This is a genomic window from Arthrobacter horti (genome assembly GCF_030731045.1).
In the GTDB taxonomy this organism is placed as follows: Bacteria; Actinomycetota; Actinomycetes; order Actinomycetales; family Micrococcaceae; genus Arthrobacter_E; species Arthrobacter_E nanjingensis.
In genome coordinates this window covers 19,268-32,972 of the sequence record NZ_JAVALS010000012.1, presented here as the reverse complement: position 1 = coordinate 32,972, position 13,705 = coordinate 19,268, and the positions used below count along the sequence as shown (strand labels likewise).

At 66.3% G+C, this 13,705-nt stretch carries 13 protein-coding genes and 1 tRNA gene; 7 read left to right on the top strand and 7 right to left on the bottom strand.

The window, feature by feature from the left end; all coding sequences use genetic code 11:
- Positions 1-207: 207 nt before the first annotated feature.
- The 5 genes from Q9R02_RS13870 to Q9R02_RS13850 all read left to right on the top strand — a co-directional run bounded on the left by Q9R02_RS13870 (position 208) and on the right by Q9R02_RS13850 (position 4,113).
- The gene (locus tag Q9R02_RS13870) at positions 208-1,062 is read left to right on the top strand and encodes a phage holin family protein (RefSeq protein ID WP_305997297.1); all 855 of its coding nucleotides are present in this window, start codon (positions 208-210) and stop codon (positions 1,060-1,062) included.
- Positions 1,063-1,136: 74 nt separating this feature from the next.
- Positions 1,137-1,787, top strand: coding sequence for a CDP-alcohol phosphatidyltransferase family protein (locus tag Q9R02_RS13865; protein WP_305997296.1), 651 nt, complete (start codon positions 1,137-1,139; stop codon positions 1,785-1,787).
- On the top strand, positions 1,784-2,692 hold the full coding sequence (locus tag Q9R02_RS13860) for a DMT family transporter (protein ID WP_305997295.1): 909 nt from the start codon (positions 1,784-1,786) through the stop codon (positions 2,690-2,692). The genes Q9R02_RS13865 and Q9R02_RS13860 overlap by 4 nt, the downstream gene beginning before the upstream one ends.
- A gap of 42 nt (positions 2,693-2,734) precedes the next feature.
- Positions 2,735-3,931: a glycosyltransferase gene (locus Q9R02_RS13855; protein ID WP_305997294.1), complete on the top strand. Its 1,197-nt coding sequence runs from the start codon at positions 2,735-2,737 to the stop codon at positions 3,929-3,931.
- A 105-nt stretch (positions 3,932-4,036) separates the two neighbouring features.
- A tRNA-Ile gene (locus Q9R02_RS13850) sits at positions 4,037-4,113 on the top strand.
- 69 nt (positions 4,114-4,182) lie between these two features.
- On the opposite strand, the gene Q9R02_RS13845 is transcribed toward Q9R02_RS13850, so the two are convergent.
- From Q9R02_RS13845 to Q9R02_RS13825, 5 genes are all read right to left on the bottom strand, one after another.
- Positions 4,183-4,542 carry a RidA family protein gene (locus tag Q9R02_RS13845; RefSeq protein WP_305997293.1) on the bottom strand — a complete coding sequence of 120 codons (360 nt, stop codon included), beginning with the start codon at positions 4,540-4,542 and terminating at the stop codon, positions 4,183-4,185.
- A gap of 277 nt (positions 4,543-4,819) precedes the next feature.
- Entirely contained in the window at positions 4,820-5,920 is a 1,101-nt protein-coding gene (atzD, locus tag Q9R02_RS13840) for a cyanuric acid amidohydrolase (RefSeq protein WP_305997292.1), read from the bottom strand.
- Between the two features lie 28 nt (positions 5,921-5,948).
- Positions 5,949-6,863 carry a fumarylacetoacetate hydrolase family protein gene (locus Q9R02_RS13835; RefSeq protein WP_305997291.1) on the bottom strand — a complete coding sequence of 305 codons (915 nt, stop codon included), beginning with the start codon at positions 6,861-6,863 and terminating at the stop codon, positions 5,949-5,951.
- Between the two features lie 54 nt (positions 6,864-6,917).
- On the bottom strand, positions 6,918-8,141 hold the full coding sequence (locus tag Q9R02_RS13830) for a CynX/NimT family MFS transporter (protein WP_305997290.1): 1,224 nt from the start codon (positions 8,139-8,141) through the stop codon (positions 6,918-6,920).
- A gap of 6 nt (positions 8,142-8,147) precedes the next feature.
- Positions 8,148-9,707 carry a nucleobase:cation symporter-2 family protein gene (locus tag Q9R02_RS13825; protein ID WP_305997289.1) on the bottom strand — a complete coding sequence of 520 codons (1,560 nt, stop codon included), beginning with the start codon at positions 9,705-9,707 and terminating at the stop codon, positions 8,148-8,150.
- A gap of 369 nt (positions 9,708-10,076) precedes the next feature.
- Here Q9R02_RS13825 and Q9R02_RS13820 point away from each other — a divergent pair, with 369 nt between their 5' ends.
- A complete protein-coding gene (locus Q9R02_RS13820; RefSeq protein WP_305997288.1) occupies positions 10,077-10,727 on the top strand; it encodes a GntR family transcriptional regulator in 651 nt (216 codons plus the stop codon).
- Positions 10,728-10,902: 175 nt separating this feature from the next.
- On the opposite strand, the gene Q9R02_RS13815 is transcribed toward Q9R02_RS13820, so the two are convergent.
- Positions 10,903-11,268 carry a DUF1801 domain-containing protein gene (locus tag Q9R02_RS13815; RefSeq protein WP_305997287.1) on the bottom strand — a complete coding sequence of 122 codons (366 nt, stop codon included), beginning with the start codon at positions 11,266-11,268 and terminating at the stop codon, positions 10,903-10,905.
- Positions 11,268-12,098 carry an SDR family NAD(P)-dependent oxidoreductase gene (locus Q9R02_RS13810; protein ID WP_305997286.1) on the bottom strand — a complete coding sequence of 277 codons (831 nt, stop codon included), beginning with the start codon at positions 12,096-12,098 and terminating at the stop codon, positions 11,268-11,270. The genes Q9R02_RS13815 and Q9R02_RS13810 overlap by 1 nt, the downstream gene beginning before the upstream one ends.
- Positions 12,099-12,448: 350 nt before the next feature.
- Between Q9R02_RS13810 and Q9R02_RS13805 the strand changes: the two genes are divergently transcribed.
- Complete coding sequence (locus Q9R02_RS13805) at positions 12,449-13,639, top strand: alkaline phosphatase family protein (protein ID WP_305997285.1); 1,191 nt, start codon at positions 12,449-12,451, stop codon at positions 13,637-13,639.
- Positions 13,640-13,705 lie beyond the last annotated feature (66 nt).

Genomic DNA, 13,705 nt, shown 5'->3' with positions numbered 1-13,705 from the left:
TTTATGGGCGGACCCGGGCCGTGGAAGGATGCTCAGCCTCCTCCCGTCCACGTGAACGCAGGTGAACACGGCCGGGCGCCGGGCCCGGGTGAGCGCCGCAATGATAGTTTTGTCCCAGGCGGGACCGCCTGTTGACAGCTCGGTCCGCGGCCTTGCGTGACCCCGGTCACGGACCATGACCCGTCGAGTCGATGTGAGGCGAAACTCATGAGCGGACGCCATGCGAGCAATGCACGGCCACAGGCAAGCCTCAAGGCCCTCCCGGGAACGGCCCGCAGCGCGGCCCAGCTGTTGCCGCGTCAGATCCAGGACGAGATCTCCCTGGCGCAGCTGGAGCTCAAAGGCAAGGGCGTCCAGCTGGGTGTCGCGACCGCGGGCTTAGTCGCGGCGCTCGTCTTCGTGGGACTCCTGGTCATCGCCCTGGTGGTCGCCGCGATCATGGGCCTGGCCACGGTGATGCCCGCCTGGCTGGCGGCGCTGATCGTCTCCGCGGCGTTCCTGATCATCGCCGGGATCGGTGCCCTGTTCGGCCTCCGCAAGCTCAAGAAGGCCATGCCGATCATGCCGGCGCAGACCATCCGCGGCATCAAGCACGACCTGGGCATCGTGAAGGAAGGCAGCGCCTTCGACGCCAGCATCCTGGAACCCGGGTCGCCGGCCTATGAGGCCGCGGCGAAGGCCAAGGAGGAGGCGAAGGCCAAGGCCGCCGCCGAAGCGAAGGCGAAGGCGGAGCAGAAGCTCGCCGAAGAGGGGCCCGCCCCCACGCAGGAGCAGCTGCTGGCCCGTCTGGCCGAGCGCCGCGTCCACCTCACCGGCATCCGCGACGAGCTCGGGGCCCAGCTGGACGTCAAGAGCCAGGCTCAGGCGTTCGTGGAGGACGCCAAGGGCCGCGCCGAGGCGGTCAAGGAGAGCGCCCAGCAGCGCTTCGCGCAGTTCACGTCCTCCTCGGAGGAATCCGGCGGCCTGGGTGAGGAGCTCGCCCGCCGCTGGAAGCCCATCGCCGTCGCGGTGGCCGCCGGCACGGCATTCGCCGTGCTGCTGCGCAGGCTCCTGAAGCACTGAACGACGGCGGGCTGTGGCCCGCGCTCGCAACAGGCGGTGGGAATCGGCAGGACAGGAACGGGGAGAGGGGGAGGATGAAGCTCATCGGCGCTGGCGCACGCCCGGGCGTGCCGCAAGTCGACCATGACCGCATCCTCACCGTGCCCAACATTCTCACGGTGGTCCGCTTCCTGGGCGTCCCGCTGTTCATGTGGCTGGTGCTCGGCGTGCGCGAGTACGGCTGGGCGGTGGCCGTCCTGGCCGTCATGGGCTCCACCGACTGGATCGACGGCTACGTGGCGCGCCGCTTCGACCAGACGTCCAGGCTGGGCAGGATCCTGGACCCTGCGGCGGACCGCCTGGCACTCATCGCGGTGGCGCTGACACTGGTGTTCGCCGGCGTCGTGGCCTGGTGGTACCTGGCCGCACTGCTGGTGCCGGACATCGTCCTGGGCACCGCCTCACTTCTCTACTTCCGGAACCATCCGGACCTCCCGGTCAGCGTGGTCGGCAAGGTCCGCACCGCACTGCTCCTGCTGGGCACCCCGCTCCTGGTCCTCTCCGAGGTCACCGGGGGACTGGCGCTCACGGTCGTGGCCTGGGTGCTGCTGGGCCTGGGCCTGGTGGGGCACTGGGTCGCCGCCATCGGCTACTTCGTCGCGATCGTGCGCAAGGGCCGGCCCGTGCGGCAGGCGCGTGTGGCCACCCAGCGGGGCGACGACGGCGAGGACGGTGACCGCGCGTGATCTGGTTCGCGGTGGTCCTGGCGGTCCTCAGCGCCTTCTGCATGGCCATCGGCACCCAGCGCCAGGGGAGCGCGGTCAAGGCGGACACCGGTGGCCTGGCGCTGGGCACCAGCAGTTTTCTGCGCCTTCTGCGCAATCCGCGCTGGCTCCTGGGCCTGGTGCTGCTGGGCTGCGGCATGGCCATGAACAGCATCGCTTTGGTGTCTGCTCCGCTGACCGTGGTGCAGCCGATCGGGGCCATCGCCCTGGTGATCACCACAGTGGTCAACGCCAAGGACCAGGGCCTGAAGATCAACCGGGCCACCGTGGTGGCGATCAGCGCGTGCGTGACGGGCTCGGCGCTGTTCGTGTTGCTGGCGGTGGGGGCCACCCAGGAGAACCATCACGTGGCGCCGACGGATGAGCTCGCCGTCGTGCTGCTGCTGACCCTGGCCGTTGGGCTGTTCGGCTCGCTGGCGTTGATGTTCCGGCACCGGCTGAGCGCCTTCGTCTTCATCCTGGGCGCCGGGGTGCTGTTCGGTTTCGTGGCGGTGCTGACCCGGATCATCGGGCGGCACCTGCTGGACCCGAACGGGCAGTTCCTCCTGAATGTGCCGTGGTATTCGGTCCTGGCGATCGCCGCGGCCGGCGGGCTGGGGTCCTGGTTCGTGCAGAGCGCCTACTCCTCGGGTCCTCCGGATCTGGTGGTGGCCGGGCTGACCGTGATCGACCCGATCGTGGGCATTGCGATCGGCATCACGTTGCTGGGTGAGCTGCGTCCCGATGTCCCGGCGGTGACCGCGATATCCATGGTTGCGGCCGCCTGCCTTGCTATCGTTGGTGTGATCGCCCTGTCCCGTCACCACCCCGAGGTGACCAAGCGCAAGAAGGAAGCCGCCCGGAAGTCCGCGGGCAAGCAGGCCTAGGGCCACCGCCCGCCACCTACACAACGCCAGGAGAACTGACGCATGACGTCCACCGACGCCACCAAGCCACTGACCCTTCTGATCGCAGCGGACACTTATCCTCCGCACGTGAACGGGGCCGCCCAGTTCGGATACCGGCTGGCGAAGGGCATGACGGCGCGGGGGCACAAGGTGCACGTCCTGGCGGCACGCGCGGACAAGGGCAAGAGCTACACGGAATTCCGTCCGGAAGGCACCGTCCACCGGATCCGCTCCCACTCCGTACCCACCCACGAAACCTTCCGCATCACCTTCCCTTGGGAGATCAAGAAGGAGATCGCGCTGCTCTTCGACAAGGTGCAGCCGGACGTGGTGCACATCCAGAGCCACTACATGATCGGCGAGCACGTCCTCTATGAAGCCGTGAAGCGCGGCATCCGCGTGGTGGCCACCAACCACTTCATGCCGGAGAACCTGAATCCGTTCCTGCCGTTCCCGCAGTGGTTCAAGGACCGCATCGGCCGGATCTCCTGGAAGGACATGGGCAAGGTCATGGGACAGGCCAATGTGGTCACCACCCCCACGCCCCTGGCGGCCAAGGCCATGCACCAGCATGCGTTCCTGCGGCAGGTCCTGCCCCTGTCCAACGGCATCGACACGCCGGCCTACGAGCTGCAGCCCGGCGAGGTCGTGGAGAAGCACCCGTACCCCACCATCCTCTTTGCGGGCCGCCTGGCCGAGGAGAAGAACGTGGACGTCCTCATCAAGGCGCTGGCGCGCCTGCCGAAGGACATGAACGTGCACCTGGAGATCGTCGGCGGCGGAGAGGTCCGGCCGGCCCTGGAGCGCCTGGTGGCGTCCCTCGGCCTGGGCGACCGGGTCGCCTTCCTGGGCCTGGCGCCCGACGACGAACTGCGCCGCGCGTACATCCGTGCGGATCTGTTCTGCATGCCGGGAACGGCGGAGCTGCAGTCATTGGTGACCCTGGAGGCGATGAGCGCGTCCACGCCGGTGGTGCTGGCCAACGCGATGGCACTGCCGCACCTGGCTGAGGACGGCGTCAACGGCTACCTGTTCGAGCCGAACAATGTGGTCGATCTGACGCAGAAGCTCCTGCTGGTGCTGGACCGGCCGGAGGAGGAGCGCCGCGCCATGGGTGAGGCGAGCCACCGGATGGTGCAGAAGCACAGCCTGCAGAACACGCTGCAGACCTTCGAGGACATCTACCGCGGCGCGGACTACGACGACCTGCTGGTCTGAGGTCCTCGTCACGTCTGTGGGGCCGCCGCCGCTGATTCGCGACAGCGGCCCGCACCGGTAAACTGTCCTGGTGCCGTCGCGGGGTCCGGATCCCGCCGACGACATGGGGGTATAGCTCAGCCGGTTAGAGCAGGGGACTCATAATCCCTTGGTCCTGGGTTCAAGTCCCAGTGCCCCTACCACGTCCGGCCTCATCGCACCACGGGATCGTGACGCGTCAGGCCGGACGCTGACACGGCCGTTCAGCGTACTCACTCCGGCGCGTTGAGCTCCGCGATGCCGACGACTTCGAAGCGGAAGTCTTGCACGAGCGCGCCGCCGTGGGTGGCGCGAGGCGGAACCGGGGCAGGGATCACCTCGGCGTAGATCCGGTCGAAGGTTTCGAAATCGGACATGTCCCTCAGGATGCAGTGCACCTGAACGAGATTCTCCAGGCTCGATCCGTACTCCTCGAGGGTCTGGGCGAGCGAAGCCAGAGCAGCGCGGACCTCGTCCTCGAAGCTCGCCGGACGGACGCCGTCGGCGCCCAGGCCGACCTTGCCTGACGTGAACACGAGACCGCCTGCGACGCGGGCGGAGCTGAAGGTACCGAAGGTGTGATCGTGGGTCATTCCCCCACGCTAGGGGAGCAACCGCTCCAAGTCAGCATCCAGAGTGCGCACGGGGGTTCTGCTGTCATGGTGGAAACGCTCAAAGCAGCATGGCGGGCAGCGCCGGCTTGGCCAGGCTGACCGGGGCCGGATGGTTCACGTCCAGCTGCACCTGTACCTGCATCTGCGCCTGGATCTGGGCCATGGTGAGCGTTCCGCCGTGCCGACGCCGCCCCGGCCGCCACGAACTCGGCGGCGGTCTCCGGAGAGTCCTCCGGAGACCGCCCCGATCCTGGACTCAGATCCTGACGATTGCCGAAATCGGGGCCTGGGCCGGCGGGCACTGGTGCTCTGTGCCACCGGATACGAAGATCCGTGGGTCGCCGGTCTGGCTCGCGATCACGGCGCCCACGGCGGCCCGGCCGTGCCGCTCGTAATTGATGTCGGCGTCGGACAGCATCGTGGTCCGGGCGCCCCTCAGGACCCCGCCCAGCGGGGCCTCCGCTTTGGCGAACACCGCAGCGATCCTGGTGACGTCGTCGGGGGTCGGATCGCACTCAAAGTCCAGCCCCGCGTTCCGGAGGGCGGAGCGCACACCGTCGAGGTCGATCGGGTCCTTCAACGTAGCGTGCCCGATCCGGAGATCACTCGAGGACTGCAGGGAATTCGCGAAGACGACCACCTCACAGCTGGTGAGTTCTCCGCCTGCCGAAGTTGATGCGACGTCGGAGTAGAGCCCCATGTCGTTGGCGATGACGTCATCGGTGATCCGGCCGGCGTCGACTTCTCCGAGTGCGATGGCGACACCGAGCGCGGTCGCGCCGCGTGCGTACGCCTTGGAGCGGTTGGGGTCTGTGGTGACCACCTGGACTCCGCGGGCGTCCGCGTCCGCGATACCCGCCGGGGTGAGCAGCGGCCCTTTGACCTGGACGTAGTGGACGTCCTCTCTTTCTGAACCGAGTTCATCGAGTGCGCGGCGGACCGCATCGGCGACCTCATTGACCTCCGCCATCCGCCCGACCTCCTCGGGGAGGAAGTCCCTGGTCCTCTGGACGGAGATGGCCAGTCGCTTCTGACCGTCGGGGGATGCGGGCGCGTCGTCGTCGCGGGTGAAGACCGTGACGTGAGGTGACAGCACACCTTCGCACCCGCCCGACCATACGAAGGCGATCTCCTCGGCGACCTGCTCAGGGGACTGGCCGCGAACGGTGGCCAGATAGTTCGAGAAGTTGGTGGTCGCCAGGGCACGGGTGAAGTCGTTGGCACCGCCATTGCCTTCGGTCTTGCCGATCGTCGCCACGATCTTGCCCGGATCGACCTGTCCTGATTCGACAAGGCCCTTGAGCCCACTGACGTCTCCAGGGTGGGCCATGGAAAGGCGGTGAAGTTGTACTCGCATCGGTTTTCTCCTTATTGCGTTGCGAACGTCAGACGGCTTGTACGGGATTGATCAGGCTGCCGAGCCCGGTGGCGCGGCATTCGACGACATCGCCGTCCTGGAGGAAGCCCGGTGGCGTGAGCTGATACCCGCAGCCTCCCGGCGTTCCCAGCGTGATGATGTCTCCCGGTTCCAGCGTGATGCCCTGGGAGAGCCAGCTGATGGCATCGGCGGGCCCGAAGAGCATGTTGCCCGCGGATTCGCTCTGGCGCACCTCTCCATTGACCAGCAGTTCCAGAGTCACATCGTTCAGATCGGTGATCTCGTCGGTGGTTGCGATCATCGGGCCCACCGGACAGTACGAGTCCTGGCCCTTTCCATAGAGGAACTGGCTGACGCGGAACTGCAGATCACGGGCGCTGACGTCATTGGCGATGGTGTAGCCGAACACGTGATCCATGGCGTCTTCGCGGGAGATCCACGTTCCACCTTTCCCGATCACGATCGCCAGTTCGATCTCATAGTCGAGTTTGCTCGTGAGCCGCGGATCCAGCCGGATCGGCTGGTCCGGCCCGACGACCGCTGTGACCGGCTTGGAGAAGAACAGGGGGACGTCGGGAATCTCGATCGCCTGCCCGAGCGCCGTCGCGTTCTGTTCGACGTGGGAAAGGAAGTTCAGTCCCACGCAGTACACGTTCTTACGGGGCCGGGGGATGGGGGACAGCAGGTTCGCCGCGTCCGAGTCGATGAGGTGCTCGGCTGCCGGTCCTTCGCCGGAGCGTGCTTGCTCCTCCCACTGCTTCGCCTGCTTCAGTGCGGCTTCGCCGGCGTCGATGAAGTGGAGCATGGAGCTGAAATCGGGATCGTCGCCGGCGAGCCCGGTGAGGTCGAGAATCCGGTTCTCCGGGCCGAGGGCGCCGAGCCGTGGTTGCGAGCCGTCCCGGGTGAAGGTGACGAGTTTCATGGATGTTGGCCTTTCAATCAGGAAATCCGGTTCGTGGGGTTTCGGGGACGGGGTTCAAATCGATGCGGCACGCGCGGCTTTCAGACCGGAGAAGGTCTGGACGCCGAGGCAGGCCAGGAGCAGGAGGACCCCGGGGCTCCAGCTCCCGGTGCGGTCATGCAGAAGACTCAAGACGAACGGGCCGAGAGCGGCGATCACGTAGGCGACCGACTGAGCCGCCATCGAAAGCTTCGCGGTCTGGCCACTGTTCTTCGTCTTCAGACTGAAGAACGCGAGTGCCAGCGAGAACGAGGCGCCCTGACCGATTCCCAGCAGGACGGCCCACAGGACGGGCACGATGCCTGGAAACAGCAGAAGTCCCACAAGCCCGGCCGCAGCACAGGAAACCGCGAACGCCACCAAGGGCCGCTGATCTCTCATCCGTGCGGCGGCCACGGGCATGAGCAGCGCGATGGGCGCTCCCACAACGGTCATGATCGACAGCAGGATTCCGGAAGTGGTGGTGGGCTGGCCATGGCTCTGGAAGATCGAGGGCAGCCAGGCGAGCATGCAGTAGTAGACCACCGACTGCGCCGCGGTGAAGATCACGATGTGAACGGCGGCTCCACCGGTCCAGCGGATGCCGGACGACCCCGTTGCCGGCGGATCCGCGGCCTGTCCCAGACCTGTCGCCCGGTGCGAAGCCGTGAGGAACGCCCAGCAGATGACGCCGATCACCGCTGGAAGGGCCCACACCATCAGTCCTTGGTGCCAGTTCCCTCCGGACATGACGGTGAGCGGCACGATCGTGGCGGCCGCCGCCGCGGCGGCGACGTTGAGCGTCATGGTGGACAGCCCGGTCACGCTTCCCACTCGGGAGACGAAGTGCGACTTGGTCAGTACCGGCAGGAGCACGTTTCCGACGGCGATGCCGATGCTGAGGATGCACGTGCCGGCGAGGAGCGCCGGCCACCCCGGAGCAAGCCGGAACATCGCGCCGAGCGCCACGACACCCAAGGCCGCAGTGGTCGTGAGTCTGGTCCCCAGACGACGGATGAGCATCGGTGCCATCGGGGCGCAGACTCCGAAGATCAGGACAGGCATCGATGCCAGGAGCGAGGTCTCCGTGCCGGTCAGGCCCAGGTCAGTACGGATCTGGCTCATGAGCGGGCCGATGACTGCGATGGAGGGCCGCAGATTCGCGGCCAGTAGCAGCACGCCGGTCAGGAGCAGGGCGGCGGCCGTCTGGCCCGACCCGCCCCGCTCCACCGACTCGGCACGTTCGACCGAATTGCTCACGGGAGACTACTCCGCCTGAAGCCCGCGATACGTCCCGGGCACTTCTCCGCCGACCGACCGCTCCGAGGGGAGCGCCGCCCCGGTGGAGTCGGACGTCTCCGGCTGGTCGCCTCGATCGACCGAGACTCCCGGCAGATCCCTCGGAGCTGCGATCGTGGGGGCCATGAGGGGGTCGGAGGCCGTGGCGGACGGCGCCAGCGGCTTGCGCCCGATCCTCAGTTCGTTCAGCAGGAGGTTCAGCACGATGGCGGTGATGGCGCCGGAGGCGATGCCGGAGCTGAACACGGTCTGCACTTCGGAGGGGAACTGGTGGTAGAAGTTCGGTGCTGCGATCGGGAGGATGCCCATGGTCAGGGTCGCGGCCACGATGAGGGCGTTGATGGCTCCCTGCTCGTCATTGTGGAAATCCACCTTGCTGAGCGTCTGAATGCCGTTCACGGCCACCAGACCGAAGATCGCGATGCCGGCGCCGCCGAGGACGGGGAGCGGAACCACCGCGACCACAGCGGCCGTGATCGGGAAGAGCGCCAGGACGATCAGGATGATTCCGCAAGCTGCGACCGCATAGCGGCTCTTCACACGGCTCATGATGAGAAGGCCGATGTTCTGACCGTAGGCGCTTGCCTGGAAGCCGTTGAGACCGCCACTGATCACGGAACCGAGGCAGTCGGCACGCAGACCGTTGGCAACGTCCTTCGGGGTCACCGGGCGTTCCACGATCTGTCCGATGGCCAGCATGTCCGCGGTGGCCTCGGTCATGATCACGAGCATCACGATCAGCATCGAGATGATGGCCGCGATATCAAAGCGGGGCGCTCCGAAGTGGAAGAGCTCCGGCACGGCGAACACCTTGGCTCCGTTGATCTTGCTGAAGTCGGTCATTCCCAAAGGAATCGATACCAGCGTGCCGATGAGCATGGCGACGAGCATACCGACCCGCTTGGTGAAGCCCGGGACGTACTTCACGATGAACAGGGTCAGCAGAAGAGTCAGAATACCCACGAAGATGTTCTTGGGGGCGCCGAAGTCGGAGCTTCCCTGGTCGCCTTGAATCCAGCCGATGGAGATCGGGATCAGGCTGATGCCGATGACGGCGACGACGGAACCCATCACGAGGGGCGGGAAGAACCTCAGGAGCTTGCTGTAGATCGGTGCCAGGAAGAACATGGCGGCTGCGGCGACGATGACGGCACCCACGATGATCTGCATGGCGACGTGACCGTCCGGGTTCCCTTGACCGATGGCGATCATGGAGGCGATTCCAGAGAAGGACACGCCCTGCACCAGGGGGAGCCTGACGCCGACTTTCCAGATTCCGAGGGTCTGGAGAAGTGTCGTGATTCCCGAGGCGAGAAGGCTTGCGCTGATCAGGAAGATCAGGTCGCTGAGGGGGAGGTGCAAGGCCGTTCCGATGATGAACGGCGGGGCGATGATGCCGGCATAGGCGGCCAGCATGTGCTGGGCTCCGAGGGTGAACAGTTTGCCGAGGGGGAGCATTTCGTCGACCGGATGAGTTTCCGCGTCACGTCCTGCGCCGCGGCCGAGAGTCTTGAGGCGACTCATCATGGTGGTCTCCTTCTTGATAGAGACGATGAGAACTCAGTGGATCGGGGCCGGGCCGGAGGCGACAGGCGGGGGAGCGATGCCCTGAGTCGAGAAATTCTGGCTATGAGGAATCCGGCCTGAGATGAACAGATCTGTGTTCTCAGCAGAGCACCGGCAGCCGTGTGTAGATGCATGGTTGGTATCCCTTCTTGGGATCCCAAGACCAAGGTAAGTGTGATCCGTGCCACTCGTCAAGGATGATTTTCTGCCCGCAACCAAAGGCTCGGATGAAGCCTTGACCCGCGTCCCCGGCAGACTTAACCTGCTCTTGGGATCCCAGGATCTGCGGTGTGCCGACGGCGGACTGCAGTCAGAGCTCAGGGGGCACGAATGACACGAGCTGGTCAAGAACCGCAACGTGAGCGCACGCTGCGGGAGTCGATCCGTGACACGCTTCGCACGCGGGTTTTCGAAGGTCACTATCCGCCGGGAACCCGTTTCGTCGAACGGGACCTTGCGTCCGAATTCAATGTTTCCAGGCTGCCGGTCCGGGAGGCCCTGCGCATGCTCCTTCAGGAGGGCGTGCTGGTGGAACGGGCTCCTCGGGGGCTGGCGGTCGCCGTTCTCAGTGACAAGGACGTCGTCGACCTCTTCGCCGTGCGCCTCGCCCTGGAGGTCCTGGCCTGTCGGCTCGCCGCTCAACGGGCCACTCCGGCGGATATCGCCCGGCTTGATTTCATCCTCGCGAAGGCGTCGGATGCCTTGGCCCGGGGAAGCCTGAATGAAGCGCATCGGGCCAACAATGACTTCCACGACGAGGTGACCCGCATCGCGGACAACGGCTTCCTCCGGACGGCACTTGAGCCGCTGCAGGGCCGGATGCACTGGATCTTCAGGCATGTCAAAGATCTCAATGAACTGATTCAGGAACACCGGGATCTGCTCGCCGCGATTGCCAGCGGAGATCCGGATCGCGCCGGGGAGCAGTCCGTGAGCCACATTGAGAAGTACCGTGAGCAATATCCGGACGTCCCGTGGTGACCGTCTCATGGAGGTCCGCCTTTGGCGCCTCGCCCGGACGTTTGTCCGGGCTCATGCTGTTGCCGAGTGCCTCGACTGCGTCAATGACAATCGGCCCGGGGTTTTCGCCAAGTTGGTCCGGGGAAGGAGCGACCTCAAGGCTGATCCGCCGCTGGCGGCCACCGGAGAACCCGTCCTAGACCCCGTCTCTGTGCTCGATCCAGCTGCGGGTCACCGCCTCAAGCCCCGGCGTCTTCTCCGCCAGATCCTCGAAGGACAGAACCTTCGCCGACCGGGCCACGTCGCCTTCGCCCCCAAGAATCCCCTGAGGGTCGGACAGGCTCGCCCCGGTGTGGAACATGAGCACCACGTGTTTCACTGCGCGGGGGAAGAAGGAAGCCATGTTCCCTCGGTACATGAACGTCGGGGCCTTCCACTTGATCGCCTCCGTCATCCGCGGATCCACCCCGAGGATGACGTCCCGGACGGCGAGCATGAGCTCCTTCTGGGGGTTGGTGTATCCCTCGAACCAGCGATCGACCTCCGGATTGTGCTGGACCATCACTGCTCCTGGCTGATCCACGGCCTGGTGAACGCCTGCACCGCGGTGCCGTCGAGGTCTTTGAGGGACACCCCGGCGAAGGTGGTCGCGGCCGGAGAGGTCTGCTGCCGGAAGGAGAATCCCGCAGACGTCGCAATATCGGCGATCGTGTCGCCGGCACTCCGAGCGGTCTGTGCGTTGGCGAACGACGTCGAAGTCCGGGCTATGTAGGCGTCCAGCAGCGCGCCGTACGCGCCGACGTCGTCGGGCCGGGCCACGTTGGCCACGAACTCACTGGCGACGGCGGCCGGTTCGATCACTCCGACCTGCACTCCGAAGTGCTCGGCGACCGAGGCGAGCGACTGCATGAAACCTTCAACGGCGAATTTGGCGCCGCAGTAGGCGTCGGCGAACGGCTGGCCGACGGTGCCGCCCACGCTGGTGACCGTCAGGATCCGCCCGGAACCCTGCTCCCGCATGGCGGGCAGAACCAGCTTGGCCAGGTTGACCGGGGCCAGGTAGTTCACGTCCAGCTGGGCCTGGATCTGGGCCATGGTGAGTTGTTCCGCGGTGCCGACGCTGCCCCGGCCGGCGTTGTTGAGCAGCACATCGATGCGGCCGTGCTCCGAGAGGACGGCGGCCACGAGCCTGGCCGCGGCCGCGTGGTCGGTGACATCAAGGGGACGCACGTCGAGCTGGACGTCCGCGTCGCCGGCCGCTTCGAGCAGACGCTGGGCTTTGCCGGTCTCCCGCATGGTCGCCACCACATGGAATCCGCGGCGTGCGAGTGCGACGGCGGCGTACAGGCCCATGCCCGAGGACGTGCCCGTGATGATGGCGACTTTGCTCATGAAGCGAAGCATATCCGCACGGCCCGTCGGCCAGTAGAGGGCCGTGGAGGATCGGCGGGAGACCGGTCCATCTGAAAGTGTTCTCTCGTTCATCTGCCGTCCACAGGGGGACTAGTCAGAATCCATCCGGGCGTGGGAAAGTGGCACAGGATGCCATCGAGAGCAACACCCAAGCCCCCGGTGCCCACCCCTTCGGGCCGGGATCTCGTTCGGTCCCGGTTCTTTCGAAGCGAACGATTCTCCGCCCCACCAGGCCCAGCCCGCTCCCCATTTCACGCCCCGCACCGCGCCGGAGTCCCCGGCTTGCGATGCTCGACGACGGCTGAGGCCTGCCCTTGAAAGGACCCCCCATGCGACACGTCATCGCCCGCCGCACCCTCGGTGCGGCTTTCGCGACGGCTGCCGTGGCCGCCGTCGCGCTGGCCGGCACGGCCGCGCTTCCCGCCGCGACCGCAGCCCCGGTGAAGGCTCAGAACGGCCCGGACCACGTCTTTGTCATCATGATGGAGAACCACGGCTACGAGCAGGTCGTCGGCAATACGGCCGACGCCCCGTACATTACGTCTCTGGCGCAGAAATACAACACCGCCTCCAACTACCACGGCGTCACCCACCCGAGCATGCCGAACTACCTGGCCACCATCTCCGGCGATTTCCAGGGCCTGCATGATGATTGCAAGGCCGGCGCCACGGTGACCTGTGACCCGGAGGAGTTCACCGCCGACTCCAGTGACACCGCCCTGGATGCCTTCCTCACCCCGGCCCAGTACAAGACGGCCGCCACCACGCCGCACATGTTCTCCGGCAGGACAATCGTGGACCAGCTTGAAGAGTCCGGCCGCACGTGGAAGGCCTACATGGAGAACCTTCCCTCGGTGGGTTCCGAGGCCGAATACGCCCCGGTCGTCAACGGCACCACGGTGAAGCTGTACGCGCAGAAGCACAACCCGTTCATGTACTTCTCCCGGATCAACTCCCCGGGCAACCCGCGCCTGCAGAACATCGTCCCGCTGGAGAACAACCTCAGCAAGGACCTGGCCTCCGGCAACGTGCCGAACTTCGTCTGGATCAGCCCCAACCAGTGCCATGACATGCACGGCGTCTCCCCGTCCGGCGCGGCCCTGGTCGACATGCCCAACTGCGGTTACCCGGATTCCGGCCTGGACCACGGCGCCATTCAGATGGGCGACGCCTACGTCAAGCAGCAGATCGCCCAGATCATGAACTCCACCACCTGGAAGACCACCAACTCCAGCATCGTCCTGGCCTGGGATGAGAACGACTACTCCGGCTCCTCCGGCGGACCCGGCAGCCCGGTCGGTTTCAGCACCCCCAACGGCCCGGGCACCGCGGTCCTCGGCGGCGGCCACGCCCCGATGATCGTCATCAACTCCGCCGAGGGCCCGCACAAGACCACCAACCAGCTCTCCGACCACTACACCCTGCTGTCCACCCTGCAGCACCTGTGGCACCTCGGCTGCCTGGCCAACACCTGCTCGCCGACCACCTCCGGCACCTTCGAGGAGCTCTTCCGTCCCTGAGCCGGGACCTGTTCCTACGCTGAGCGCCTTCCCTGCCGGTCTTCCGGTGGGGGAGGCGCTTCCGCT